The following is a 25704-nucleotide window of genomic DNA, read 5'->3' as shown; positions in this document are numbered from 1 at the left end:
CCCCCACGTCCCCGCCGATCACCACAAAGGCCATCTGCATGGTGAACGGGATCAGGCTCCAGAACCCGTCGCCAAACGCCTTGGCGGCTTCGGTGGGGGCGGCGCCCATGCCCAGGGTCGCCACGGCAACAATGATCACCGCCAGGGCGGCAAACACCCAGGAGTCCGGAAACCAGCGTTCGGCGAAGTTGGAGCAGCGCAGGGCAAATCGGGCATAGCGGCTTTCTTCGATAGCATCGGCCACGAGTCTTTCCTCTTGTATTTATTATGGGTGTTGGCAGTTTTACGGCATGTTCCGCTACGGGCATTGATATGGGAATGCAGTTATCTTCATCGATCCATGAGGAAAACAAATATATCTGCCGCGATTGCCATCACTGGGCGCAGCTCATAACCTGCACGCCATTTTGTTTGTCTGCCGAGCCTTTACATGACTGCCACCTTTTCCCCACAGGCGCAGCGTTTTTCCCGCTCCGACTACAAAACCCTGGGCCTGGCCGCCTTGGGCGGCGCGCTGGAAATCTACGACTTCATTATCTTTGTGTTCTTTGCGCTGACCCTCAGCCAATTGTTCTTCCCGCCGGAAATGCCCGAATGGCTGCGTCTGCTGCAAAGTTTCGGCATCTTCGTCACCGGCTACCTGGCGCGCCCACTGGGCGGCATCCTGATGGCGCACTTCGCTGACCATCTGGGGCGCAAGCGCGTGTTCAGCCTGAGCATCCTGATGATGGCCTTGCCGTGCCTGCTGATCGGGATCATGCCCACCTACGCGCAAATCGGTTATTTCGCCCCGCTGATCCTGCTGGCCCTGCGCGTGCTGCAAGGCGCTGCAGTGGGCGGCGAAGTGCCCAGCGCCTGGACCTTCGTCGCCGAACACGCACCGCGCCACCACCGAGGCTATGCCCTGGGCTTCCTGCAAGCCGGGCTGACCTTCGGCTACCTGCTCGGCGCACTCACCGCCACCTTGCTGGCGCAAATCTTCACCCCTGCCGAGATCCTCGACTACGCCTGGCGCTTCCCGTTCCTGCTCGGCGGCGTGTTCGGAGTGATCGGCGTGTGGCTGCGCCGCTGGCTCAGCGAAACCCCGGTGTTCCTCGAAATGCAGGCCCGTCGCCAGGCAGCCGCTGAAATGCCGTTGCGCACGGTGTTGCGCGACCATCGCGCCGTGTTGCTGCCGGCGATGATTCTCACTTGTGTGCTCACCTCTGCTGTTGTTGTGCTGGTGGTGATCACCCCGACCATGATGCAGAAAACCTTCGGCATGAGCCCCAGCCACACCTTTGCCCTAAGTGCGCTGGGCATCGTCTTCCTGAATATCGGCTGCGTGCTCGCCGGTTTGCTGGTCGACCGCATCGGCGCCTGGCGCGCAGTGCTGGTCTACAGCCTGTTGCTGCCGGTGGGCATTGCGGTGCTGTACGCCAGCCTGATCAGCGGCGGCGTGTGGCTGGGCGCGGCGTATGCCGTGGCGGGCTTGAGTTGCGGCGTAGTGGGCGCGGTGCCGTCGGTGATGGTCGGCCTGTTCCCGGCGCAGGTGCGGGTGTCGGGGATTTCGTTTACCTACAACATTGCTTACGCACTGTGGGCGAGTACGACGCCACTGTTGCTGATCGCGCTGATGCCCACCAGCCCGTGGATTTGCGTGGGTTACTGCGTTGTGATGGGCGCCGTGGGCGTGGCGAGTGTGGCGCTGTTTGGCAAGCGCCACCCAGTAAACGTTGTTACAAATGGCACCTGGGGCCATTAATTGACGGGTAGGGGAGGCGCTCCTATAGTCACGTCCATTCCTGACGAGCACATCATGCCCCATGACTCAGACCGCCTATATCAACCCTGCAATCCTGTTCTGGTCTCGCCAGCGGGCGGGGCTGTCTGAAGCGCAGGTTGCCAAAGGCCTCATGGTCAAATTGGAAAGGCTGAAGGAGTGGGAAGGTGGCCAGAGCCTTCCCTCTTTCCACCAGGCGCAAAAGTGGGCTGCCATTGTGCACGTCCCTTTCGGCTATCTTTTTCTCCGGGCTCCTCCTCCCGAACATCTCCCTCTTCCAGACCTGCGGACCCTGGGTGGCGTTTTTCCAGACAAGCCCAGCTTGAACCTAATGGACACAGTGAAAGACGTGCTCCGCAAGCAAGACTGGTACTTGGAATACTTGCAGGATCATGAGCGTTCCCCTCTGCCCTTCGTGGGACGCTTCACTAGCCGTTCGGCCATCAAAGATGTGGTTGCAGATATTCGTCGCGTACTTGGCGTCACGGAGGCTTTTGCTCGAATGGGTTATGAAGACTATGTGAGAGCTTTGGTGAGTGGTGCAGAAGAAGCCGGAATTCTCGTTATGCGCAGTGGGGTTGCTTTGGGCAATACCCACAGAAAACTTGATGTCAGTGAGTTTCGAGGATTTGCGATCAGCAATCCTATGGCGCCCGTGGTTTTCATCAACAGTGCGGACGCGCCAACGGCACGCCTTTTTACTTTAATGCATGAACTGGCGCATATCTGGATTGGCAGCACGGGTGTGTCCGATGGCAGCAATCAAAGTGCCCTTCAGGAGGAAGCATTTTGCAACGCGGTGGCGGGAGAGTTTCTGGCGCCGGAAGATGTTTTTCGAGCGCACTGGGATTCGGATGTCCACTGGGAAGAAAATTTGGGGCCATTGGCTGAACGTTTTCGCGTCAGTACATTGGTGATTGCCCGTCGTGCCCGTGACCTTGGCTACATCAGTAATGATCAATACGGCACTTACTACCGTCGGATCTTGCAGGAGTATCGAGATAAAGAGGGTAGTGGAGGTGATTACTACCGCACAGCGGCTATCAGGAACAGTACCCGGTTGAGCAAGGCCGTCCTCGCAGAAGCGCAGAGCGGGCGGATTTTGTTGCGAGACGCAGCAAAACTGTTGGGTGTGCAGCCAGCCAAGTTAAAAACTTATGGGATGAAGCTATCGGCATGAAGCATCTATTGGATTCGAATACGCTGATCGAGGCCAAGAACCGTTATTACGCGATGACAATTTGCCCAGGCTATTGGGCCTGGATACTGCAGCAGCATCAGGCGTTGGAAATTGCCAGTATTGTTCCGGTCCGTGACGAGTTAGCCAAAGGCAATGACGAGTTGACGCAGTGGGTAAAGGGCAATTCCAGCTTGTTTGAAGATTCGAATGATCAACAGACCCAAGCAGCCTTTGGGAATATCGTCTCAAGAATTGCTGAACAGGTATCGGTAATGAAGGCTGGTGCGCTGGAGGAGTTTCTTGAGGGCGCAGATGCTTGGCTGATAGCCAAGGCTATGACGACAGGGGCGGTAGTTGTCACGCATGAGGTCTATAACCCTGACATCAAACGCAAGTACACCATTCCTAATGTCTGCTCGCTGTTTGGCGTCCCCTATATGAACACCTTTGAATTGCTCGATAAGCTCGACGCTCGTTTCGTCTTACATCACTGACAAAGTGAGGGGAAGAAGGCTTCCCCTCGATGTGGCGTCTTCAGGTCAAAAAGTGCCAGAGCAGCAGCGTACCGACCAGCCCGACGACCGAAACAATGGTCTGCAACACCGACCACACCCAAATCGTCTGTTTCAGCTGCAAACCAAAATACTCACGCACCATCCAGAACCCAGCGTCGTTGACGTGGCAGAAGAACACCGAGCCCGCGCCAATCGCCAGCGCCACCAGTGAACTCTGGGTCGCGGCCAGCCCGGCCATCATCGGTGCGAGGATGCCCGCCGTGGTGGTGGTAGCGACCGTCGCCGAGCCGGTGGCCTGGCGCAGGGCCACGGCAATCAGCCACGCCAGCAGCAGATACGGCATGTGCGCGCCTTCGGCGACCTTGCTGATGGTCTGGCTGACACCGGCGTCCAGCAGGGTTTGCTTGAGGCCGCCGCCGGCGCCGATGGTCAGCAGCAACACTGCGATGGGCGCGAGGGCTTTGCGCAGGGTGTTGCCGACTTCGGCACGCGGCATGCCGGCGGCCCAGCCCAGGCAGATGACGGCAGCGATGACGGCCAGTCCGAGGGCGATCAGCGGTTCACCGAGGAACTTCAAGGTCAGGCCAACGGTACTTTCGGCCGGTAACGCGACTTTGGCCAAGGTGCTGCCGAGCATCAAAATCACGGGCAACAAAATGATCAGCAGCGACACGCCAAAGCTTGGCTGACGCGGCGCCTTGGGCGGTGCGCTGAACAGCGCGCCGATGTCGGCCGGCTCATCCACGTGCAAGCGCTTGGACAGCCAGTTGCCATAAAGTGGGCCTGCGAGAACCACGGCCGGCACCGCCAGGCAGAAGCCCAGCAGCATGGTCAGGCCCAGGTCGGCGTGCAACGCGCCTACCGCAATCAGCGGCCCCGGATGCGGTGGCATCAGGGCGTGCAGGGTGGTCATGCCGGCCAACGCGGGGATGGCGATTTTCAGCAGCGGCTGGTTCGAACGTTTGGCCATCACGAAGATGATCGGCACCATCATCACCAGGCCGACTTCGAAGAACAGCGGCAAACCAATCACCATGGCCACCAGCGCCATCACCCACGGCAATGACTTGCCCTTGCCCAGCCCGAGCAAGGTGGTAGCGATGCGGTCGGCCGCACCGGATTCGGCCATCAGTGCGCCGAGCATCGAGCCCAGGGCAATGATGATCCCGGCTTCACCGAGGATTGCCCCGGCGCCTTTGCTGAAGGCTTTGGCGACTTCTTCCGGCGGCAACCCGGCGCCAACACCGGCAATAAACGTACCGATCAGGATCGACAAGAACGGCGGCAGCTTGGTCGCGCTGATCAACACAATGATGCTGGCGATGGCCAGCAGAACGCAGAACATGAGGCGGGTGTCGTGAACCATCCACGCGGCAGTCGATAACTCCAAAACGGGACTCCTTATCGAACAGGTTGGCTAATTTGTTTCTTTTTGTTTCCTGCTCGAAAAGCATACCTGATAGAACTGCCGCAGCGCATGCATGGGCGATTTTGGTGCGCTCAATCTAACGGTGAACTGGCGGGCGCGTGACAAGTTTGCAAGGTATGCGCGGGAATTTGGCCTATAGCTCTATGATCAACGGACTACAAACCACGAGGACATGCCATGAGCGCAGGACACAGCCACGCCCAAGTACGTGCCGGCCACGAACGCAAGTTATGGATGGCCCTGGGGCTGACCGGCAGCTTCATGATTGCCGAGGTTATTGGCGCTTTTGTCACCGGTAGCCTGGCGCTGTTGTCCGACGCCGCGCACATGATGACCGACGCCCTGGCCCTGGCGATTTCCCTGGTGGCCATCCAGGTCGCCAAGCGTGCGGCTGACCGCAAGCGCACTTTTGGTTATGCGCGCTTCGAGATCCTGGCGGCGGCCTTCAATGCGCTGCTGCTGTTCGCCGTGGTGTTTTACATCCTTTACGAGGCTTATCAGCGACTGCAGGCGCCGGCCGAAATCCAGTCCACCGGCATGCTGGTGATCGCGGTGCTGGGGCTGATCGTCAACCTGATCTCCATGCGCCTGCTCAGCGCGGCCAGCGGTGAAAGCCTGAATGTGAAGGGCGCTTACCTGGAAGTCTGGAGCGACATGCTCGGTTCTATCGGCGTGATCATCGCCGCGGTGGTGATCATGTTTACCGGCTGGGGTTGGGTGGACTCCGTGGTGGCGGCGGCGATTGGTTTCTGGGTGTTGCCACGTACCTGGACGCTGCTCAAGGAAAGTATGAACGTACTGCTGCAAGGCGTGCCGGACGGCATCGATATCGATCAGGTTGAGCAGGCCATTCGCAGCGTGCCTGGGGTCAAGGATGTACACGACCTGCATATCTGGGCGCTGACCAGCGGCAAGAATGTGCTGAGCACGCATTTGGTTGCCGATCCGTCGCAAGGCACTGAGCAACAAATCCTCACAAGGGTGACGGAAATGCTGCACGAACAATTCGATATTTCCCACGTCACCTTGCAGGTCGAAGGCGAAGGCTTTCATCACGACGACCCTGACGAGGTGCACGCCTGAGGCTGTGCCTGTCGGATTTGTAATCTTCGCTCCACCGCTCTGATAAGTCGCGAAAGCTACATTGCCCCCGCTGGGAAACCTCAGCGACTTCATGGGCGTGGAACTCTCGTTATGGCACTTTTTTTTAGATCACTTTTGGGGGCGGCAGCGTTATGGGTAGCGGCGAACGCTGCCCAGGCGCAAACCCTCACTCTCGATTCAGCCTTGCAAACCGCCTTCGCCAACAACCCCGACCTGGCCGCCGCGCAATGGGAAATCGACATCGCCCAAGGCGGCCGCCAGCAAGCGGGTTTGATCCCTAACCCGGTGGCTTCCTGGGATGCCGAAGACACCCGCCGCAACTCGCGCACCACCACCATCAAACTCAGCCAGACCCTGGAGCTGGGCGGCAAACGCGGTGCGCGCATTGATGTGGCAACACGCGCCCAAGACGCTGCCGCGTTGACCCTGGAGCAGCGGCGCAACGGGCTGCGCGCCGATGTGATCGACAGCTACTACGGCGCCCTGCGTGCCCAGGAACGCCTCGACTTGGCGCAACGCTCAATGGCTTTGGCCGAGCGCGGCCTGGTGGTCGCCAATGGCCGCGTCAAAGCCGGTAAATCGTCGCCGGTAGAAGCCACTCGCGCCCAGGTACAGTTGTCGGAGATCCGCCTTGAACTGAACCGCGCGCAGATCGGCCTCACGGACGCCTACCGCCGGCTCGCCGCCAGCACCGGCGGCGCCACCCCTGACTTCCAGGCGGTCGCCACGCAAAGCCAATCCGCACCACCGTTGCCACCCTCGGCCCAATTGTTGGCGCGCCTTGAGCAAACCACCGAGTTACGCCTGGCTGAACTGCAAATCCAGCAAAACGAGGCCAGCGTAGGGCTGGAAAAAGCCCAGCGGATTCCCGACCTCGACGTGTCGATCGGCAGCCAGTACGACGCCAGTGTGCGCGAGCGTGTGAACGTGGTGGGTGTGTCGATGCCGATCCCGTTGTTCAACCGTAACCAGGGCAATGTGCTGGCTGCCAGCCGTCGCGCCGACCAGGCCCGCGACCTGCGTAACGCCGTCGAACTGCGCCTGCGCACCGAGACCCGCCAGGCCCTGGACCTGTGGCAAACCGCCAATACTGAAGTGCGCACCTTCAACCAACAGATCCTGCCCGCCGCCCAAAGCGCGGTGGACAGCGCCACCCGTGGCTTCGAGATGGGCAAGTTCAACTTCCTCGACGTGCTCGACGCCCAGCGCACCTTGATCGCCGCGCGCACCCAATACCTCACGGCGACCGCCCAGGCCACCGATGCCTGGGTGCGTATCGAACGGATTTACGGCGACCTCGCCCGATTTTGATTTTTTCTGGAGTCCTCTATGAAACATAAACATGGCGTGGCGCTGGCCGTCGCCCTGAGCCTGTTGCTGTCTGGCTTTGCCGTCGCCGATGAAGAAGAAGGCGCGCTTGAACTCACTGAACAGCAGATCCAGGCCGCGGGTATCCAGCTCGCCCAGGCACAACCGCGCTCGATCAGCACGGTGCTGACGCTGCCGGGGGAAGTGCGTTTCGACGAGGACCGCACCTCGCACATCGTCCCGCGTGCGGCCGGAGTGGTGGAGGCGGTCAAGGTCAACCTTGGGCAGTCAGTGAAGAAAGGCGAGTTGTTGGCGGTGATCTCCAGCCAGCAGATTTCCGACCAGCGCAGCGAGCTGGCGGCCAGCGAGCGCCGGGTTGAATTGGCGCGCACCACCTTCCAGCGCGAACGCCAATTGTGGAAGGACGAAATCTCCGCCGAGCAGGATTACCTGCTGGCGCGACAGACCTTGCAAGAGGCCGAAATCGCTCTGAACAATGCGCGCCAGAAGATGACCGCCCTCAGCGGCAGCGCGGTCCTGGTCGGTGGCAATCGTTATGAACTGCGTGCACCGTTTGCCGGCGTGGTGGTGGAAAAACACCTCGGCGTCGGCGAAGTGGTCAGCGAGACCAGCAACGCCTTCACGCTCTCGGACTTGTCCCAGGTGTGGGTCACCTTCGGCGTGTTTCCCAAGGATTTGAACAAGGTCCGGGTCGGCAAACCAGTGAAGGTCATCTCCACGGAAATGGGCACTGAAGTGCAAGGCACCGTGGCCTACGTGGGCAATTTGCTCGGCGAGCAGACGCGTACCGCCACCGTGCGCGTGAGCGTGCCCAACCCCGACGACGCCTGGCGCCCGGGCCTGTTTGTGACGGTGCAACTGGCCACCGATACCTACCAGGCCAAGGTCACCGTGCCGCAAACCGCAATCCAGACCGTCGAGGACAAACCCTCGGTATTCGTGCGCACTGCGGATGGTTTTATCACCCGCCACCTTGAACTCGGTGTGAGCGAAAACGGCTATGTCGAAGTGCGCCAGGGCCTTGAGGCCGGAGCGCAGGTGGCCACCGTCGGCAGCTTCATCCTCAAGTCCGAACTGGGTAAAGGCTCGGCCGAGCACGCCCATTGATCCTGCGAGTGATTCCCCATGTTTGAGCGCCTTATCCAATTCGCCATCGAGCAGCGCATCATCGTGCTGCTGGCGGTGCTGTTGATGGCCGGTGTCGGCATCGCCAGCTATCAGAAGTTGCCCATCGACGCGGTGCCAGACATCACCAACGTGCAGGTGCAGATCAACTCGGCGGCGGCCGGTTTTTCACCGCTGGAAACCGAGCAACGCATCACTTTTCCGATTGAAACCGCCATGGCCGGGTTGCCGGGTTTGCAGCAGACGCGCTCGTTGTCGCGTTCGGGGTTGTCCCAGGTGACGGTGATTTTCAAAGACGGCACCGACCTGTTCTTCGCCCGTCAATTGGTCAACGAGCGCCTGCAAGTGGCACGCGGGCAATTGCCGTTGGGTATCGAAACCGCGATGGGACCGATTTCCACCGGCCTTGGGGAGATTTTCCTGTGGACCGTCGAGGCCGAAGACGACGCGCGCAAGGACGACGGCACGCCCTACACGCCGACCGATCTGCGCGTGATCCAGGACTGGATCATCAAGCCGCAACTGCGCAACGTGCCGGGCGTGGCCGAAATCAACACCATCGGTGGCTTCGCCAAGGAATACCAGATAGCCCCGGACCCCAAGCGCCTGGCGGCCTACAACCTGACCTTGGGTGATCTGGTCACGGCGCTGGAACGCAACAATGCCAACGTCGGCGCCGGTTATATCGAGCGCAGCGGCGAACAATTGCTGATCCGCGCGCCGGGGCAAGTGGCGTCGATTGATGATATCGCCAACATTGTCATCACCAGCTCGGACGGCACGCCGATCCGCGTGCGCAATGTGGCGCAGGTGGAAATCGGCCGCGAGTTGCGCACCGGCGCGGCCACTGAAAACGGCCGCGAAGTAGTGCTGGGCACGGTGTTTATGTTGATCGGTGAAAACAGCCGCACCGTGTCCCAGGCGGTGGCAAAAAAACTTGAAGAGATCAATCGCTCACTGCCCGCCGGTGTGGTCGCCGTGACGGTCTACGACCGTACCAACCTGGTGGAAAAAGCCATCGCCACGGTGAAGAAAAACCTCTTCGAAGGCGCGCTGCTGGTAGTCGCGGTGCTGTTTCTGTTCCTGGGCAATATCCGCGCGGCGCTGATCACGGCGATGGTGATCCCGCTGGCGATGTTGTTCACTTTTACCGGGATGTTTACCAACAAGGTCAGCGCCAACCTGATGAGCCTGGGCGCGTTGGACTTCGGGATTATCGTCGACGGCGCGGTGGTGATCGTCGAAAACGCGATCCGTCGCCTGGCCCATGCGCAGCAGCGACACGGGCGGTTGTTAACGCGCAGCGAGCGCCTGCACGAAGTGTTCGCGGCGGCCAAGGAAGCACGGCGGGCGCTGATCTTTGGGCAACTGATCATCATGGTGGTTTACCTGCCGATCTTCGCCCTTACTGGCGTGGCCGGGAAGATGTTCCATCCCATGGCCTTCACCGTGGTGATCGCGCTGCTGGGTGCGATGATTCTGTCGGTGACGTTCGTGCCCGCCGCGATTGCGCTGTTCGTGACCGGCAAGGTCAAGGAAGAAGAAAACCTGGTGATGCGCACTGCACGTCGGGTCTATGCGCCGGTGCTGGATTGGGTGATGACGCGCCGTTCATTAGTGTTCGGTTTGGCGGTACTGACCATCGTCGCCTCGGGCGCGGTGGCCAGTCGCATGGGCAGTGAGTTTATCCCCAGCCTCAGTGAAGGCGACTTCGCCCAGCAGGCTTTGCGCGTACCCGGTACCAGCCTGTCGCAATCGGTGCAGATGCAGCAGCAGCTGGAAAAAATACTGATCGCTCAAGTGCCGGAAATCGAGCGTGTATTTGCGCGCACCGGCACGGCGGAAATCGCCTCCGACCCGATGCCGCCGAACATTTCCGACAGCTATGTGATGCTTAAACCGAAGGACCAATGGCCGGATCCGAACAAGTCTCGCGAGGCGCTGATCGCCGATATCCAGCGCGCCAGTGCGATTGTGCCGGGCAGTGCGTATGAACTGTCGCAACCGATCCAATTGCGGTTCAACGAGCTGATTTCCGGGGTACGCAGTGACGTGGCGGTGAAGGTGTTTGGCGATGATATGACGGTGCTCAACAAGACCGCCGGGGAAATCGCCGAGACCTTGCAAAAGCTTGATGGCGCCTCGGAGGTGAAAGTGGAACAGACCTCCGGCCTGCCGGTGCTGACGATCAATATCGACCGTGACAAGGCCGCACGTTTCGGCCTGAATGTGGGAGATGTGCAGGACACCATTGCCGTGGCCGTGGGTGGGCGCCAGGCCGGTACGTTGTACGAAGGCGACCGGCGTTTCGACATGGTGGTGCGGTTGTCCGACGCGTTGCGCACCGATATCGAGGGCTTGTCGCGGCTGTTGATTCCGGTGCCGGCGTTGGCCGGCAGTGCGGCGGGGCAGTTGGGCTTTATTGCCTTGTCCCAGGTGGCGAGCCTGGACCTGGTGCTCGGCCCGAACCAGATCAGCCGCGAGAACGGCAAGCGTCTGGTGATCGTCAGCGCCAACGTGCGCGGGCGCGATATCGGCTCGTTTGTCGAAGAGGCCGAGACGGCCATCAACACCCAAGTGAAAGTGCCCGCCGGTTATTGGACCACCTGGGGTGGCCAGTTCGAACAGTTGAAGGAAGCCTCCGAGCGTTTGCGCATCGTAGTGCCGGTGGCGTTGCTGCTGGTGTTCGGGTTGCTGTTTATGATGTTCAACAACCTCAAGGATGGCTTGCTGGTGTTTACCGGGATTCCGTTCGCCTTGACCGGTGGCATCATGGCGCTGTGGCTACGCGATATTCCGCTATCAATCTCGGCGGGCGTGGGTTTTATCGCGTTGTCCGGTGTGGCGGTGCTGAACGGCCTGGTGATGATTGCCTTCATCCGCAACCTGCGTGAAGAAGGGCGCTCGTTAGCGTTGGCGGTCAACGAAGGCGCGCTGACACGCTTGCGCCCGGTGTTGATGACGGCGCTGGTAGCGTCACTTGGTTTTATCCCCATGGCGCTTGCCACCGGCACCGGCGCCGAAGTGCAGCGGCCGCTGGCAACGGTGGTGATCGGCGGGATTATTTCTTCTACGTTGCTGACCTTGCTGGTACTGCCGGCGCTGTACCAGTGGGCGCATCGCAAGGAAGAATGACGCGTATGAGCTGAGCGGGCTTGATACTGAAATCACCAAAGCTCCCACAGGGGATCGGGTTTGTTGCTTAGGTCTCGGTCAGCAGGGCCATCGCGCCGAACGCGGATTTTGCCAGCGACAAAGCTCAAATGTGGGAGCTGTCGAGCCCCAGCGAGGCTGCGAAGGCGGTGGCACAGGCGAAACATATGTTGCCTGACCCACCGCTTTCGCAACCTCGCTAAGGCTCGACAGCTCCTACATCGAATTGCTTTGGTTTGAAGTGCGCACTCCCTATTCAGGCAGTACCCGAGGAAACACCAGGCGAAACAAGGTAAAGCCACCGGGCAGGCTGCGCACGTCAGCCTGCCCCTGATGCAGGGCCATTATGGATTGCACGATGGCCAGGCCCAGCCCGGTGCCGCCTTCGGCGCGGGCGCGGCTGCTGTCGACGCGGTAGAAACGTTCGAACAGGTGCGGCAGGTGCTGCGCTTCGATCCCGGGGCCGGGGTTGCTGACTGACAGCGCAACTTGATTGCCATAGGCCTCCACCAGCATTGAAATATGCGATTGCGCCGGGCTGTGGCGAATGGCATTGGACAGCAGATTGGACAGGGCACGTTGAATCATCAGGCGGTCGCCCTGCACCTGGGCATCGCCGCTGAGGGTCAGGGTCAGTTGTTTGTCTTCGGCACTCAGGGCGAATAAATCCATCACCCGATGGGCTTCGTCCGCCAGCGACACTTGGCTAAATGAGCCCCGCGCGGCCGGATGGCTGACTTGGGCCAGAAACAGCATGTCGGAGACGATGCGCGCCAGGCGTTCGAGCTCTTCGGTGTTGGACTCCAGCACCGCTTTGTATTCCTCCGGTGGCCGCTGGCGGGACAGCGTCACCTGAGCCTTGCCCATCAGGTTGGTCAGGGGCGCGCGCATTTCGTGGGCCAGGTCATCGGAGAATTGCGACAGCTGTTGCACGCCCGCGTCCAGGCGGTCGAGCATCACGTTGAAGCCATGGGCCAATTCGCCCAGCTCATGGGGCAGGTTGTCGACGGATAAACGGTGGGTCAGGTCCTGGGTGGTGACTTTGGCCGCCACATGGCTGAACTGCTTCAACGGCGCGAGCCCGCGTTGTACCAACCACCAGGCGCCCATGCCGATCAGGATCAGCAGCATCGGCAGGGCAATCAAAGTGGCGCGCAGGTAGGCACTGAGCAACGCCTGGTCGTCCATGCGATCCAGCGACAGCAGCACGCGCACCCGTTCGCCATTGGCCAGGCGCATCAGGCTGGAAGCGCTGAGCACCTGGTTGCCATTGCTGTCGGCCCAATTGAGGTAGCCGAGGGTTTCCTTGGGGGTGAAGTCTGTGAGCAAAGGCTCCTGGGGCTTGGCGCCGATGCTCAGCAGTACGCTTTCGTCCGGCGCGGTGCCGACAATGGTCAGGTAGAAATTGTCGTGGCCGATCACCAGGTCCATCAAAGAGTGCGGGCGGGCACGGATGCGGTTGGCATCCAGGCCTTGGGCCAGGCTGTGCTGGATTTGCTCCATCTTGCTTTCCAGGTTCTTGCGCGCGAGCTTTTCCAACTCGTGGGTCAGGGCCACGTAAGCCAGCGTCGCCAGCAGCAGCACCAGGCCGGCGCCCATCAGGCTGACCGTCAAGCCAAGGCGCATCGACAAACTGCCGGTTCTCATCCGCGCGCCTCCAGCACATAACCCACGCCACGAATGGTGTGGATCAACTTGACCTCGCTCTGGTCGTCGACCTTGGCCCGCAGGCGGCTGATGGAGACTTCCACCACATTGGTGTCGCAGTCGAAATTCATGTCCCACACCAGGGAAATAATCTGCGTGCGGGTCAGTACTTCGCCGGTCTGACGCATCAGCACCTGCAGCAGCGCGAACTCCTTGGTGGTCAGGTCGATACGGCGGGTGCCGCGATAGGCGCGATGGCGGCGCGGGTCCAGCTCCAAGTCCAATACGCGGAACACGTCCGGCTGCGGGATATGTTCGCTGCGCCGCAACAGGGTACGCACCCGGGCCAGCAACTCGGGAAACTCGAAAGGTTTGACCAGGTAATCATCGGCGCCCATGTCCAGGCCTTTGATCTTGTCGGCCAGGCGGCCACGGGCAGTCAACATCATCACCCGTTGCGTGCCATTGCGGCGCAATTGCTCCAGCACTTCCCAGCCATCCTTGCCCGGCAGGTTGACGTCGAGAATGACTAACTCATAGGCGTGCTGCCCGGCCAGGTGCAGGCCGTCGATGCCATTGGACGCGCAGTCCACCACATAGCCGCTTTCATTCAGGCCCTGTTGCAGGTAGTCGGCAGTTTTTTGCTCGTCCTCAACCACAAGGATACGCATGGGGGTTTACCTTTTACTGAGGGAGAAGGGCTCCATTTCCTTATGGAATCAGGTGTTTTGGGAGTAGGAAAAGTCTGAACCGTGAAGTAGCTTCAGGGTCAACTGCGACCATTGGCCGCTGTTAAACCTGCCCGCAAAAAAAAACGCCCCGAGGGGCGTTAAAAATTCATCTCTTTCCAAAGGAGCTACAAAAAAGCTTCTAGAGACGAATGTTGCTCGGTGCAAACAAGTTGATGCGAGTATAGGAAGTTCAACTTAACGAGAAGCTGAGCCCAATATTACAGTTTTGATAACTGGCTATTTGTGAACAGATGTTAGTTAACGGCAAGCGAATGTAACCACTCACAGTGCAACCAGTGGATACTCGGCAATCAAGCGAACTTCCTCTAGGTCTGACTCGAATGCACTGGAGCGCACAGTGGCTTGGCGTAAACGCAAGGACAAATCCTTGAGGCTGCCACTTTGCACCACATACTTGGCCTCGATATCCCGTTCCCAACGGCGTTGATCGGTCAGCGGGTTACCCGCCGCATCGCGGCGCATGTACACCGCGTTGGCACTGCTGTAGTCGGCGCCGGTGCCTTTGGCGTAGCGGGTCATGAATGACAGGCCGGGAATGCCGAAGGCCTGCATGTCCAGGTCGTAGCGCGCCATCCATGAGCGCTCCTTGGGCGAGTTGAAATCGCTGTACTGGATCGAGTTGTTGAGGAAGATCGAGTCCGACTGGCGCAGGTAATCAAAGTCGTCATTGCCGTTGTTGCGCTGGTGCGAGAGGGCCAGGCTGTGGGCGCCGACCTTGACCCCAAGCCTGGCGCTCCAGATGTTGTTATTGAATTCGCCAAGCAGTTTTTTGCCTTCATCCACGGCCTTGTAATAGTTGACGTCGCCGAACAAGGACACGTCTTCGCTCAGCGGGTAACTGGCGTTGGTACCGACGTAGTACTGGTCCCAGGCGTCTTTTAAACGGCTGCTGTACAGGCTGACGCTCAGGTGTTTGTTGACGGTGTAGTCGCCACCGAAATAGCCGATCCAGGGTGAGTCGACCTTGCCTGCATAGAAAGTCGCAAAGCCCTTGTTCATGCCGCTTTCACTCGGCTGGCTCATACCGCTCAGGCGCCCGCCTTGCAGGCTCAAGCCCTCAAGGCTGGTGTTCTGCGCTGTGACGCCGCGAAAGCTTTGCGGCAACAGGCGCGAATCGCCAGCGGCCACCACCGGTGTGGCGGGGAACACGTCGCCGGCTTTGATTACCGTATCCAGCACCCGCAACTTCGCCGCGCCACCGAATTTGCTGTAACCGCTTTCGGGGTGGTTGTCGCTGTCTACCGGCAGCACGCCGAACGAACCCTTGCCGCCGCTGCGACCGGTGCCCGAGTCGAGCTTGAGGCCATACATGACAAAGGCATCCAGGCCGAAGCCAACCGTGCCTTGGGTAAAACCGGACTCGAATTTGCCGATCAAGCCCTGCGCCAAGGCTTCGGAGTAGCCGTTGCCGGTAGGGCTGGACTGGCCCTTGCGGTCATCACGGTTGAAATAAAACGTGCGCGCCAGCACGTTGACGCGGCTGCCTTCGATAAAACCTTCGGGCTTGTCCTCTACGGCCGCGGCCGCCAGGGGCAGCGCGGCCAGCAAGGAAAAGGGAAGGATGAAGTAAGTAATGTGCATGTTTCGCTCCTTGGTAGTGGCAGTTTTCAGCTTCTTATAGAGGTGGGCATTCTTATTGATCTGGCCCGGGCTGATAGTTGCAAACCGTGGATAACGAACTCATGGCGTGAACATTACAATTCTGGAAGCTTACAACACATAACAAATAAGTAACGTTTTGGTGAACATTGCGTCAGGGTTGTTCGATTAATCTCGTCACTGAACTTTTCAGACGAGGAACTAATGATGAAAGCTTATAAAGTTGCCCTGGGTGTCTTGGTCGCGGTCATGTCTTTTGGTGCGTTGGCCGAAGGCGGCGGGGATCGCACCTTTGCCCTGATGATGGAGCGCAATGAAAAAGCCATGGCCGCTTACGCCGCAAAGAAAGGCAAGCCCGCGCCCGAAGTGCAGGCCTACCGCTATGGCATGAAGCTGGACATTGAGAAGGTGGTGAATGTAACGCCGCCGATCCGCTCCTGCGCGGCGGTGCCGTCGCGCATGACCTATGAAGACTCCACCGGCAAGCTCAATACCCTTGAATATCAAGTGATGGGCGTGTGTCGAAACAACGGCGGTTAATGGATCCAAAAAAACAGTTGGCTGCGGGGAAAAAAAGCGCTTCAGAAAACGCCGGCAGCGCCGATGCAGGTCAGATCCACCTCCCCCAATGCCTATCGGTGCCCCATGTTCAATACCCGCCTGAAGCAAGAGCTGACCGCTCTTCGCGAAGAATTGTCGAGCTTGCAACAGGTCAAGGAGAGCCTGGAAAGTGAAATGCTGTGCCTGACGCTGGATGCCGACGGTCGGGTGGAGTGGGCCAATGCCAACTTCCTGCAAGAACTGGCTTACCAAGCCAGCAACCTCGTGGGGCGTCACATTGATGAGCTGGTGCCTGCGCATGTGCGCCAGGACGAATTCCAGCTGCGCTTTAAAAATGCCCTGGTGCGCGGCGAACACTTCGCCGGCACCGTGCGCCTGATGCGTGGCAACGGCAAGGAAGCGTGGCTGCGCTCGATCGTGCAGCCGGTGCGCAACTCGGCGGGGCGCATCAAGCATTTTTCGATTTACTCAAGCGACCTCACCCGTACCATCGAGGCGTCGCGCGAGCATGAAAACCTGATTACCGCGCTGGTCCGTTCCACGGCGGTGATTGAATTCGATTTAGATGGGCATGTGCTCACAGCCAATGACCGCTTCCTCGGTGGGATGGGTTACAGCCTGGCGCAGATCCAGGGTAAACATCACCGCATGTTCTGCGAACCGCAGGAGTACAACAGCAGCGAATACCAACAGTTCTGGAAGCGCCTGAACGCCGGTGAATTTGTTGCGGCACGCTTCAAGCGGGTCGATAGCCATGGCCGCACGGTTTGGTTGGAAGCCACGTACAACCCAGTGCTGGACGCCAATGACCGCCTGTACAAAGTGGTCAAGTTCGCCACGGTGATTACCGATCAGGTCAATCAGGAACAAGCTGTGGCCGAGGCTGCCAACATTGCCTATAGCACCTCGCTGCAAACCGACAACAGCGCCCAGCGCGGTACCACCGTGGTGACCCAGGCGGTGGATGTGATGCGTGATCTAGCCAAGCATATGCAACAGGCTGGAGACGGCATCGAGGCGCTGAATGCCCAGTCCCAAGTGATCGGCACCATCGTCAAGACCATCAGCGGCATCGCCGAGCAGACCAACCTGCTGGCACTCAACGCAGCCATCGAGGCGGCGCGTGCCGGTGAGCAGGGCCGTGGTTTTGCGGTGGTGGCCGATGAGGTACGTCAGTTGGCCTCGCGTACCAGCAAAGCCACCGAAGAAATCGTCGGCGTAGTCCGCCAGAACCAGGACATGGCACGCGATGCGGTGACCTTGATGAACGATGGCCGCCTGCAGGCCGAGCAAGGCTTGGCCCTGGCGGCCGAGGCGGGCACGGTGATCGTGGAGATTCAGGACGGCGCGCAAAAAGTCGTCAGCGCGGTCGGGCAGTTCGCCAATCAGTTGTCGAGCTGACCCGCAGGGCTTGTGCTTGAGGTATCGTAGGTTTTTTCTTGCTTGAAGAGCCGACCCTCCATGAGCCCGACCCACCGTCGTCCCGTTCCGCTGTCCAAGGCCTACCGCTTGCTCAACCACGGCCCGACCGTGCTGGTGAGTGCCGCCCACGATGGCAAACGCAATATCATGGCGGCTGCCTGGGCCATGCCATTGGATTTCGAACCGCCGAAGGTCGCCGTGGTGTTGGACAAGTCCACCTGGACTCGCCAACTGCTGGAAGGCGCCGGCACGTTTGTGTTGCAAGTACCCTGTGTGGCGCAGGCCGATCTGGTGCAGACGGTCGGCAATACCAGCGGTTCCGAAACGGATAAGTTCGCCGCCTACGGCTTGCACTCCTTCAGTGGCGAGCACACCCAGGCGCCACTGCTGGAAGGCTGCGTAGCCTGGCTGGAGTGCCGCTTGCTGCCCGAGCCACACAACCAACAGACCTACGATCTATTCCTCGGCGAAGTGGTCGCCGCCTATGCCGACGAGCGTGTGTTCAGCGAGGGGCATTGGCACTTCGAAGGGCATGACGCATTGCGCACCTTGCACCATATCGCCGGCGGGAATTTTCTCAGCATCGGTGCGCCGGTTGTCGGGCGCCAGTTGTAAGCCTTACCAGCGCGCGTTTGCCAAGGCGTCGGCAAACGCCATGAGCTTCGGCGAGTATTGCCGGGACGGCGGGTAGACCAACGAGATCGCCCGACTGCGCCCGGCAAACGCTTGCAGTATGGGCACCAGCCGCCCGGCAGCGAGGTCGTCGCGCACGGCAAAATCCATCACTTGAGCGATGCCGTAGCCGCCCAGCGCGGCGTCCACCATCGCGTCACCGATATCAAAGATCAACCGACCTTCGACGCCTGCGTCCTGCACCTTGCCGTCGCGTATGAATTGCCAATCGACCAGACGGCCGTTACGCAGATTGCGTACGGTAATGCAGTTGTGATCCTTAAGATCCTCAATGCTGTGCGGGATGCCGAAACGCGCAAGATAACTGGGCGCGGCGACCGTGACCCAACGCAACGGCGGCAGGGCGCGGGCGATCAGGCGCTGGTCCTGGATCTCGCCGGTACGTAACAACGCATCAAAACCTTCGTCGACAATATCCACCAGGCGGTCGGTCATCACCGCTTCAATGCGTAGCTCGGGGTAACGCAAGGTCAGCTCGCCGATCACCGGCATCACTACTTTGCGCCCGAACAGCGACGGCGTGCTGATCTTCAACAGGCCGGACGGACTGCTGCGCCGGTCGAGCATCAACTTTTCGGTTTCGGCCAAATCCGCCAGTAACGGCGCGCAACGTTCGTACAACATTTGCCCGTCGGGTGTGAGGCTGACGCTGCGGGTGTTGCGTTGCAGCAGGCGCACGCCCAGCTCGCTTTCCAGCCGCGAGATAGCGCGCGACAGCCCGGATTGGGTGAGCCCCAAGTCACCCGCAGCACGCGTGAAGCTGCGAGTTTCGGCCACACGGGCCAGCAGGCGAACAGCGTTCAAATCCATGATTAAAGTCATTACTGAAAGGTTAATAGCGCTATTTATCATCTGTTGCGCATAAAAGACACTGGCAGCCTCTTATTTTGGACAGGACGCCGTGATGTCTCCCTCTCGACCCTCTGGCTGGATGCTGGTGCTGCTGGCCACTGCGCAACTGATCATCGCCCTGGATGCCACCATCGTGTTCGTGGCCTTGCCACAGATCGGCGCTCACCTGGATTTTTCCGCTCAGCAATTGCAGTGGGTGGTCAGCGCCTACAGTGTGGCGTTTGGCGGTTTCCTGTTGCTGGGTGGTCGGGCTACGGATCTGCTTGGCAAGCGACGCTTGTATCGAACTGGACAGGCCCTGTATGCGTTGGCGTCGCTGGCAGCAGTGTTGGGCGGCAGCGCGGTATTGCTGGTGCTGGCGCGGGCGGTGCAAGGCGTGGGCGGGGCGTTGTTGTTCCCGGCCACATTGGCGCTGATCAATACCCACTATGCCGAAGGCCCGGCGCGCAACCGTGCGTTTGCGGTGTGGAGCGCGGCGTCGGCAGCGGGGTTGGCCCTCGGCGCGTTGCTGGGTGGCGTATTGACCCAGGCGTGGGGCTGGGAAGCGGTGTTTCTGGTGAATGTGCCGCTGGCCGGTGGCTGTGCATGGGCGGCGCGCTACTGGATCCCGGCCGATGGTGAGCGTGTGCGTGGGCGCAAGTTTGATATCGGTGGCGCGCTGACCGTGACCGTTGGTGGCACCTTGCTGGTGTTCGCGCTGGTGCAAGGCCCGGAATGGGGTCGGGCCGCCCCCTCGACGTTGGGTTGCATCGCCTTGGCCGTGGCGCTGCTCGGGTTGTTCGCATGGATTGAACAGCGCGGCCGCGACCCGCTGATGCCGCTGCGGCTGTTTGCCTATCGGGAGCTGCGCATGGCCATGGTGCTGACGGCGGTGTTCATGAGCAGCTTCGGCGTGCAGTACTACTTCCTGGCGCTGTATTACCAGCAGGTTTACGGCTACAGCGTGTTGCAAGCCGGGTTGGCGTTTTTGCCAGCGACCCTGGTGTGTACGTTCGGCATCTGGCTGGCGGAGCGCTCGCTGGCAAGGCTCGGGTTGCGCAACACCTTGGTCACCGGGCAACTGGCGGGTGCGGTGGGCATTGCACTGGTGTGCTGGGCGCTGCCGACGGGCGTGGGGTTCTGGTCGTTGTTGCCGGGGATTTTTATCTTGAGCATCGGCCAAGGCATGACCTGGACGGCGATGTGGGTAGCGGCGGGCTTGGGTATCCGCCCAGGCGAGCAGGGCGTGGCAGCGGGCATGGCCTCTACCAGCCAGCAGATTGGCGGGGCGTTGGGGCTGGCGGTGTTGGTGTCGGTTGCCAATAGCGGTGGGATCGACTTGGCGTTGTGGTGGAGTGCGGCGATTGCGTTGGTGGGTGGCGTGTTGGCGCTGCGCCTCAAAGCGCCCGCGCCGAGCGCTATATTTAAAACAACCTGAATCAAATGTGGGAGCGGGCTTGCTCGCGAATGCGGAGTGTCAGTCGACTAATAATTGGCTGACCCACCGCATTCGCGAGCAAGCCCGCTCCCATATTTACTGTATTTCAAGTCAGAGGATCAGCGCCCTAGCATCTTCACCCACCGCGACGGCGGCATGCCATAGGTGCTGCGAAATTGCCGGGTCATATGGCTCTGGTCGGTGAACCCTGCGGTCAGGGCCGCGTCCACCAACGATTGGCCTTGGGCCAGCAAGCTGCGCACCAAATCCAGCCGCCGCATGGTCAGGTAGCGGTAGGGGCTGGTGCCGAACAATAAACGAAAGTCCCGCGACAGCGCCCAACGATCACGGCCGCAGTGGTCGGCCATTTCATCCAGGGTGACGCTGCGGCCCAGGGCGCTGTGGATAAACTCACGGGCGCGCTCGGCGGCCACATAATCGAAGGATTTGCGGCTGATGATTGCGCCGGATGCCGCGTTCAGCGCGTGTGCCAGGTCGAACAGGGCGTCCTGTTCCTGCATCGGATCAACCGGGCAGTCGAGGTTTTGCAGCAACACTTCGCTGGCGCGAAACAGGCGCGGGTCAGTCGACAGGCCGTTGTGGATAAACGGTAAGGGCCGACCACCGAGGATCTGCTGGATCAGCGCCGGCTCCACATAAATCATCCGGTACTTGAAACCCTCCACGCTGCTGGCGCGGCCGTCATGGGATTCATCGGGGTGAATCACCATGGTCCGGCCCGGCAGGCTATGGGTCATGCAGCCGCGGTAGTGATAGCTCTGCACGCCAAACAAGGTGCGGCCGATGGCGTAGGTGTCATGGCGATGCGGATCGAACGCAAAGCCGGCGAAGTACGCCTCGATACGGTCCAGGCCGCTGGCGTGCGGGGCGCGGTGCAGCCAGTCGAGGGTAGAAGTGGGTTGGCCCATGGTGACTTGTCACAAGTAGAGGTGGAAACACGTTAACCGAGTCTGCAGCGGTTGTCTGCCGGGGTCTTGTACGATTGTGCAAGCGTGGGGCGAGGCCTATGATCCGGGTTCGTGTACTGCGCTGACGGAGCTGCCCCATGGATTTTTTCAACCCCGCCTATGTGGCACCGTTGATCTCGCTGGCACTGCTGTGGACGGTCGCTGTGGTGACGCCCGGGCCAAACTTTTTCAACACAGCGCAATTGGCTGCCAGCTGTTCCAGGCGCCATGGCGTTGTTGCGTCGGCCGGCGTGGCCAGCGGCACGATTATTTGGGGCTTGGCGGGCGGCCTGGGCATCAAGTCGCTGTTTTCTGCCGCGCCCATGCTCTACCTGGCGTTCAAGATTATCGGCGGTTGTTACCTGATTTACCTTGGGCTCAAATTGTTCAAGCGCTCGGCTCCGTCTGTGGGCCAGGCCGTGCTGCCCGACGAACCGCAGCGCTCATTGTTTTCCGCCTGGCGCTTCGGGTTGTTGGGCAACTTGTCCAACCCCAAGGCCGCGCTGTTCGTCGCCACGGCGTTTGCCTCGACCATGCCGCCGTCTCCTTCGCCCGCCTTGTTGACCCTGGCGGTCATCACCATGGCCACCTTGTCGTTCAGTTGGTATTCCAGTGTTGCCCTGGTGTTTTCCAGCGAGCGCATGGCCAACCTTTACGCGCGTTCACGCAAATGGCTCGACCGCTTTGCCGGCGGTTGCTACCTGCTGTTCGGCGCACATCTGGTGGCGAATCGCTGACCGCTCATGGTAAGAAGCCTTACTTTCAACAGTGAGGCCGGGTCATGAGCAAGGTGCGGGTAGGTATTATTTTTGGTGGCCGTTCGGCCGAGCACGAAGTCTCGTTGCAGTCGGCGCGTAATATCGTCGATGCGCTGGACCGATCGCGCTTTGAGCCCATCTTGATCGGTATCGACAAGGCCGGCCATTGGCACCTCAACGACTCGTCGAACTTTCTGATCAACCAGGAAAACCCGGCGCTCATCGCTCTCAACCACTCCAACCGTGAACTGGCGGTAGTGCCGGGCAAAGCCAACCAGCAAGTGGTTGAAACCTCCGGTCAGGGCTTGCTGGAACACATCGATGTGATCTTCCCCATCGTCCACGGCACCCTCGGCGAAGACGGCTGCCTGCAAGGCCTGCTGCGCATGGCCGACCTGCCTTTCGTCGGCTCCGACGTGCTGGGTTCGGCGGTCTGCATGGACAAAGATGTCAGCAAGCGTCTGCTTCGCGATGCCGGTATTGCTGTCACACCGTTTATCACCCTGACCCGCCGCAATGCAGCGCGTACTTCGTTCGAAACGGCTGTGAATAAGCTCGGTTTGCCGATGTTCATCAAACCCGCCAACCAGGGATCTTCGGTGGGCGTGAGTAAGGTTGGCAACGAAGCCGAGTACCACGCCGCCGTAGAACTGGCCTTGGGCTTCGATGAAAAAGTGCTGGTGGAATCTGCGGTCCAAGGCCGTGAAATCGAATGCGCCGTATTGGGCAACGACAACCCCATCGCCAGTGGCTGTGGCGAGATTGTGGTGAGCAACGGCTTCTATTCCTACGACAGCAAATACATCGACGGGCAGGCGGCCCAAGTGGTGGTGCCGGCCGATATCAGCGTCGAAGCCAGCGAGCGCATTCGTCACCTGGCCATCGAAGCGTTTGAGGTATTGGGCTGCGCGGGGTTGGCGCGGGTTGATGTGTTCCTCACCGATGATGGTGAGGTGCTGATCAACGAGATCAACTCATTGCCAGGCTTCACGCGTATCAGCATGTACCCGAAGCTGTGGCAGGCGGCGGGGATGAGTTACAGCGAGCTGGTAAGCCGGTTGATCGAGCTGGCGCTGGAGCGGCATGCGGGGCGTAAGGGGCTTAAGATCAGCCGATAAAATGAATCGAGGAAATGCGGCCTCTGTGGCGAGGGAGCTTGCTCCCGTTGGGGCGCGAAGCGGCCCCAAAACCAGATAGCACGGTTTTACCCTGAAATAACGCAGTAGCTAAATTGGGGCTGCTGCGCAGCCCAACGCGGGGCAAGCCCGCTCGCCACAAAAGCGCCCTTGGCACTGATCAGGGGTTGCGAGCAATCCACGAATAGATCAACGTCTTCGCTTCATCAGGGTTATGCGTGCGCCTGCGATAACTGGCGAAGGTGGCGGATGTGCAATACGTGCACACTTCACTGACATCGATCTGCTCACGCTTAAGCCCTGCCGCTTGCAGCAACATCACCCCGTAGCCCCTCAAATCAAACCAGGCACTTGCCGTTTGCCTGGCATAGGGCGGGGCAATTTCGGGAGGCAGCAATGGCGCCGGTTGTACGAAGCTCCACGGCGCCCGACCGTCACGCCACAGGTGGCCTTGGTTCGCCTGAAACTGCGCAATAAAGTCCTCGCTCACTTCATAGCAGCACGCTTTGATTGACGGCCCGATTGCCACTTGCAACTGGTCCACGGCAATCCCTTTAGCGGCAAATTGCTGCACTGCGTTGGCGATAATGCCGCCTTGCAAACCCTTCCAACCACCATGCACGGCCGCGACCATCGCACCGTCTTCAGCCGCGATGAGAATGGGCAGGCAATCGGCCGTGATCACCGCGATCGGCTGATGCTCGTGCGTGAACACGCCATCCGCCGCCACGCTGTTGGTCGCCAGTTGCGCCTGCCATTCAATCACCGTCGCGCTGTGTACCTGCTTGCAGATGAACACCGCGTCCGGGCGCGCAGGATCATTGATTGAACAAAAACCATGGTCGACGCCGGGGAGGGCGCCGAGATTATCAGCCTGTTGCACGGCACTCTCTCCGTTTGTAGAACATTCAGTCGCCGACCGCTTCGCCTTCACGCCGAGGGTCGGCGCCGCCGCTAAGCGTGACCTTGCCTTGGGCATCGCGCGTGCGAACAATGGCCTGGATGCCGCTGGTCATATCGATTTCGCTCAACGCGTGGCCCTTGTCACGCAGCGCTTGTTTTAACGCAGGGCTGAACAGGCCTGCCTCCAACTCGGTCGCGCCATTGCGGCTGCCGAAGTTGGGCAGGCTGATGGCGGCTTGCGGGTCGAGGTTCCAGTCGAGCATGGCCACCAGGGATTTACTCACGTACTCAATGATTTGCGAACCGCCCGGTGAACCCACCGTCGCCAGCAGCTCGCCGCTCTGGCGGTCGAACACCAGGGTCGGGGCCATGGCCGAGCGCGGGCGCTTGCCGGGCTCGACACGGTTGGCTACGGGCTGGCCGTTTTCTTGCGGGATAAACGAAAAGTCGGTCATCTGGTTGTTGAGCAAAAAGCCCTGGACCATCACGTGGGAGCCGAACGCCGCTTCCACCGTGGTGGTCATCGACACTGCACCGCCCTGGTCATCCACCGCCACCACTTGCGAGGTGGAGATGCGCAGCGGCGAGCGGTCCGGCGCGTAGGCCACCTGGATGCCCGCCGGTGTGCCCGGCTTGGCAATGCCCATGCTGCGTTCGCCAATCAAGGTGGCGCGCTGTGCCAGGTAGTTGGGGGCGACAAGGCCCGCGACCGGTACCGGCGTGAAGTCCGAGTCGGCCACATACAGCGCACGGTCGGCAAACGCCAGGCGGCCGGCTTCGGCGATCAGGTGCACGGCTTCGGGCACAGGCTCAAGGCCGGCAGGCGATGCACTCTTCACCGGCTTCATCGGCGCGATGGCCAGGCGCGGGTCGCGTGCCTCTACTGCCTGCAAGGTGCCGAGGATCTGCGCGACGGCTATCCCGCCCGACGACGGCGGCGGCATGCCGCACACCCGGTATTGCTTGTAGTCGGTGCACAGCGGCGTGCGTTCCTTGGCGGTGTAGCCCTTAAGGTCAGCCTGCGAGAGACTGCCCGCATTGCGATTGCCCTGGACCTTGTGCGCGATTTCATCGGCAATCGGCCCGTGGTACAGCGCGTCTGGCCCTTCCTTGGCGATGCGCTTGAACACAGCAGCCAGCGCCGGGTTTTTCAACAGTGTGCCGGTGGCTTTAGGCGAGCCGTCGGCGTTCAGAAAGTAAGCCGCCATTTCCGGCGACTGCGCAATGTAACGGTCGGCAGCAATCAGCGCGTGCAGGCGTGGGGAAATTGCGAAGCCTTGTTCCGACAGTCGAATCGCCGGTTCAAACAGCTTGGCCCATTGCAGGTGCCCGGTCTTTTGATGCGCCATCTGCAGTGCCCGCAAGACGCCCGGCGTGCCGACCGAACGCCCGCCAATCT

At 60.4% G+C, this 25704-nt stretch carries 22 protein-coding genes; 13 read left to right on the top strand and 9 right to left on the bottom strand.

Annotated elements, in window-relative coordinates; all coding sequences use genetic code 11:
• A partial coding sequence (locus K0H48_RS07040; protein ID WP_219266914.1) for a TIGR00366 family protein occupies positions 1-244 on the bottom strand: 244 nt, incomplete at its 3' end.
• A 186-nt stretch (positions 245-430) separates the two neighbouring features.
• Between K0H48_RS07040 and K0H48_RS07035 the strand changes: the two genes are divergently transcribed.
• The 3 genes from K0H48_RS07035 (at position 431) to K0H48_RS07025 (ending at position 3436) form a co-directional block, all read left to right on the top strand.
• A complete protein-coding gene (locus K0H48_RS07035) occupies positions 431-1744 on the top strand; it encodes an MFS transporter (protein WP_219266913.1) in 1314 nt (437 codons plus the stop codon).
• Positions 1745-1805: 61 nt separating this feature from the next.
• Positions 1806-2942, top strand: a complete 1137-nt coding sequence (locus tag K0H48_RS07030; RefSeq protein ID WP_219266912.1) for an XRE family transcriptional regulator — start codon at positions 1806-1808, stop codon at positions 2940-2942.
• A complete protein-coding gene (locus K0H48_RS07025) occupies positions 2939-3436 on the top strand; it encodes a DUF4411 family protein (RefSeq protein WP_219266911.1) in 498 nt (165 codons plus the stop codon). Before K0H48_RS07030 ends, K0H48_RS07025 begins: the two co-directional genes overlap by 4 nt.
• A gap of 40 nt (positions 3437-3476) precedes the next feature.
• Here K0H48_RS07025 and K0H48_RS07020 read toward each other — a convergent pair whose 3' ends face one another.
• The gene (locus tag K0H48_RS07020) at positions 3477-4847 is read right to left on the bottom strand and encodes a gluconate:H+ symporter (RefSeq protein ID WP_219266910.1); all 1371 of its coding nucleotides are present in this window, start codon (positions 4845-4847) and stop codon (positions 3477-3479) included.
• A 216-nt stretch (positions 4848-5063) separates the two neighbouring features.
• On the opposite strand from K0H48_RS07020, the gene K0H48_RS07015 reads away from it, so the two are divergent.
• The 4 genes from K0H48_RS07015 (at position 5064) to K0H48_RS07000 (ending at position 11579) form a co-directional block, all read left to right on the top strand.
• Positions 5064-5969, top strand: coding sequence for a cation diffusion facilitator family transporter (locus tag K0H48_RS07015; RefSeq protein WP_219266909.1), 906 nt, complete (start codon positions 5064-5066; stop codon positions 5967-5969).
• Positions 5970-6080: 111 nt separating this feature from the next.
• Positions 6081-7301, top strand: a complete 1221-nt coding sequence (locus K0H48_RS07010; protein ID WP_219266908.1) for a TolC family protein — start codon at positions 6081-6083, stop codon at positions 7299-7301.
• Between the two features lie 18 nt (positions 7302-7319).
• Positions 7320-8426 (top strand): efflux RND transporter periplasmic adaptor subunit, encoded by a 1107-nt coding sequence (locus K0H48_RS07005; protein WP_219266907.1) that lies wholly within the window; start codon positions 7320-7322, stop codon positions 8424-8426.
• 18 nt (positions 8427-8444) lie between these two features.
• Complete coding sequence (locus K0H48_RS07000; RefSeq protein ID WP_219266906.1) at positions 8445-11579, top strand: CusA/CzcA family heavy metal efflux RND transporter; 3135 nt, start codon at positions 8445-8447, stop codon at positions 11577-11579.
• 270 nt (positions 11580-11849) lie between these two features.
• Here K0H48_RS07000 and K0H48_RS06995 read toward each other — a convergent pair whose 3' ends face one another.
• From K0H48_RS06995 to K0H48_RS06985, 3 genes are all read right to left on the bottom strand, one after another.
• Entirely contained in the window at positions 11850-13244 is a 1395-nt protein-coding gene (locus K0H48_RS06995) for a heavy metal sensor histidine kinase (protein WP_219266905.1), read from the bottom strand.
• Positions 13241-13915: a heavy metal response regulator transcription factor gene (locus K0H48_RS06990; protein WP_017137677.1), complete on the bottom strand. Its 675-nt coding sequence runs from the start codon at positions 13913-13915 to the stop codon at positions 13241-13243. Before K0H48_RS06990 ends, K0H48_RS06995 begins: the two co-directional genes overlap by 4 nt.
• A 342-nt stretch (positions 13916-14257) precedes the next feature.
• The gene (locus K0H48_RS06985; RefSeq protein ID WP_219266904.1) at positions 14258-15577 is read right to left on the bottom strand and encodes an OprD family porin; all 1320 of its coding nucleotides are present in this window, start codon (positions 15575-15577) and stop codon (positions 14258-14260) included.
• A 225-nt stretch (positions 15578-15802) separates the two neighbouring features.
• On the opposite strand from K0H48_RS06985, the gene K0H48_RS06980 reads away from it, so the two are divergent.
• The 3 genes from K0H48_RS06980 (at position 15803) to K0H48_RS06970 (ending at position 18193) form a co-directional block, all read left to right on the top strand.
• Positions 15803-16135 carry a DUF2790 domain-containing protein gene (locus K0H48_RS06980; RefSeq protein ID WP_219266903.1) on the top strand — a complete coding sequence of 111 codons (333 nt, stop codon included), beginning with the start codon at positions 15803-15805 and terminating at the stop codon, positions 16133-16135.
• 105 nt (positions 16136-16240) lie between these two features.
• The gene (locus K0H48_RS06975; RefSeq protein WP_219266902.1) at positions 16241-17557 is read left to right on the top strand and encodes a PAS domain-containing methyl-accepting chemotaxis protein; all 1317 of its coding nucleotides are present in this window, start codon (positions 16241-16243) and stop codon (positions 17555-17557) included.
• 60 nt (positions 17558-17617) lie between these two features.
• Positions 17618-18193 carry a flavin reductase family protein gene (locus K0H48_RS06970; RefSeq protein WP_219266901.1) on the top strand — a complete coding sequence of 192 codons (576 nt, stop codon included), beginning with the start codon at positions 17618-17620 and terminating at the stop codon, positions 18191-18193.
• A gap of 3 nt (positions 18194-18196) precedes the next feature.
• Here K0H48_RS06970 and K0H48_RS06965 read toward each other — a convergent pair whose 3' ends face one another.
• A complete protein-coding gene (locus tag K0H48_RS06965) occupies positions 18197-19081 on the bottom strand; it encodes a LysR family transcriptional regulator (RefSeq protein WP_219266900.1) in 885 nt (294 codons plus the stop codon).
• Between the two features lie 121 nt (positions 19082-19202).
• Between K0H48_RS06965 and K0H48_RS06960 the strand changes: the two genes are divergently transcribed.
• Entirely contained in the window at positions 19203-20540 is a 1338-nt protein-coding gene (locus K0H48_RS06960; protein WP_219266930.1) for an MFS transporter, read from the top strand.
• A 119-nt stretch (positions 20541-20659) separates the two neighbouring features.
• Here the strand turns inward: K0H48_RS06960 and K0H48_RS06955 are convergent, their stop codons facing one another.
• Positions 20660-21469, bottom strand: a complete 810-nt coding sequence (locus K0H48_RS06955; RefSeq protein WP_219266899.1) for an AraC family transcriptional regulator — start codon at positions 21467-21469, stop codon at positions 20660-20662.
• 137 nt (positions 21470-21606) lie between these two features.
• Here K0H48_RS06955 and K0H48_RS06950 point away from each other — a divergent pair, with 137 nt between their 5' ends.
• Together K0H48_RS06950 and ddlA are read left to right on the top strand one after the other, a co-directional pair.
• Positions 21607-22245 (top strand): LysE family translocator, encoded by a 639-nt coding sequence (locus K0H48_RS06950; protein WP_219266898.1) that lies wholly within the window; start codon positions 21607-21609, stop codon positions 22243-22245.
• A gap of 44 nt (positions 22246-22289) precedes the next feature.
• Positions 22290-23384, top strand: coding sequence for a D-alanine--D-alanine ligase (ddlA, locus tag K0H48_RS06945; RefSeq protein WP_219266897.1), 1095 nt, complete (start codon positions 22290-22292; stop codon positions 23382-23384).
• A 178-nt stretch (positions 23385-23562) separates the two neighbouring features.
• Here ddlA and pgeF read toward each other — a convergent pair whose 3' ends face one another.
• Both pgeF and K0H48_RS06935 read right to left on the bottom strand, forming a co-directional pair.
• On the bottom strand, positions 23563-24285 hold the full coding sequence (gene pgeF, locus K0H48_RS06940; protein ID WP_219266929.1) for a peptidoglycan editing factor PgeF: 723 nt from the start codon (positions 24283-24285) through the stop codon (positions 23563-23565).
• 25 nt (positions 24286-24310) lie between these two features.
• Positions 24311-25704 (bottom strand): gamma-glutamyltransferase family protein (locus K0H48_RS06935; RefSeq protein WP_219266896.1); only part of this gene is annotated, 1394 nt, incomplete at its 5' end.

The organism is Pseudomonas sp. Xaverov 259, from assembly GCF_019352915.1.
Lineage (GTDB): Bacteria > Pseudomonadota > Gammaproteobacteria > Pseudomonadales > Pseudomonadaceae > Aquipseudomonas.
The sequence above is the reverse complement of the archived record's forward strand: the minus strand, read 5'-3'. Positions and strand labels throughout refer to the sequence as shown.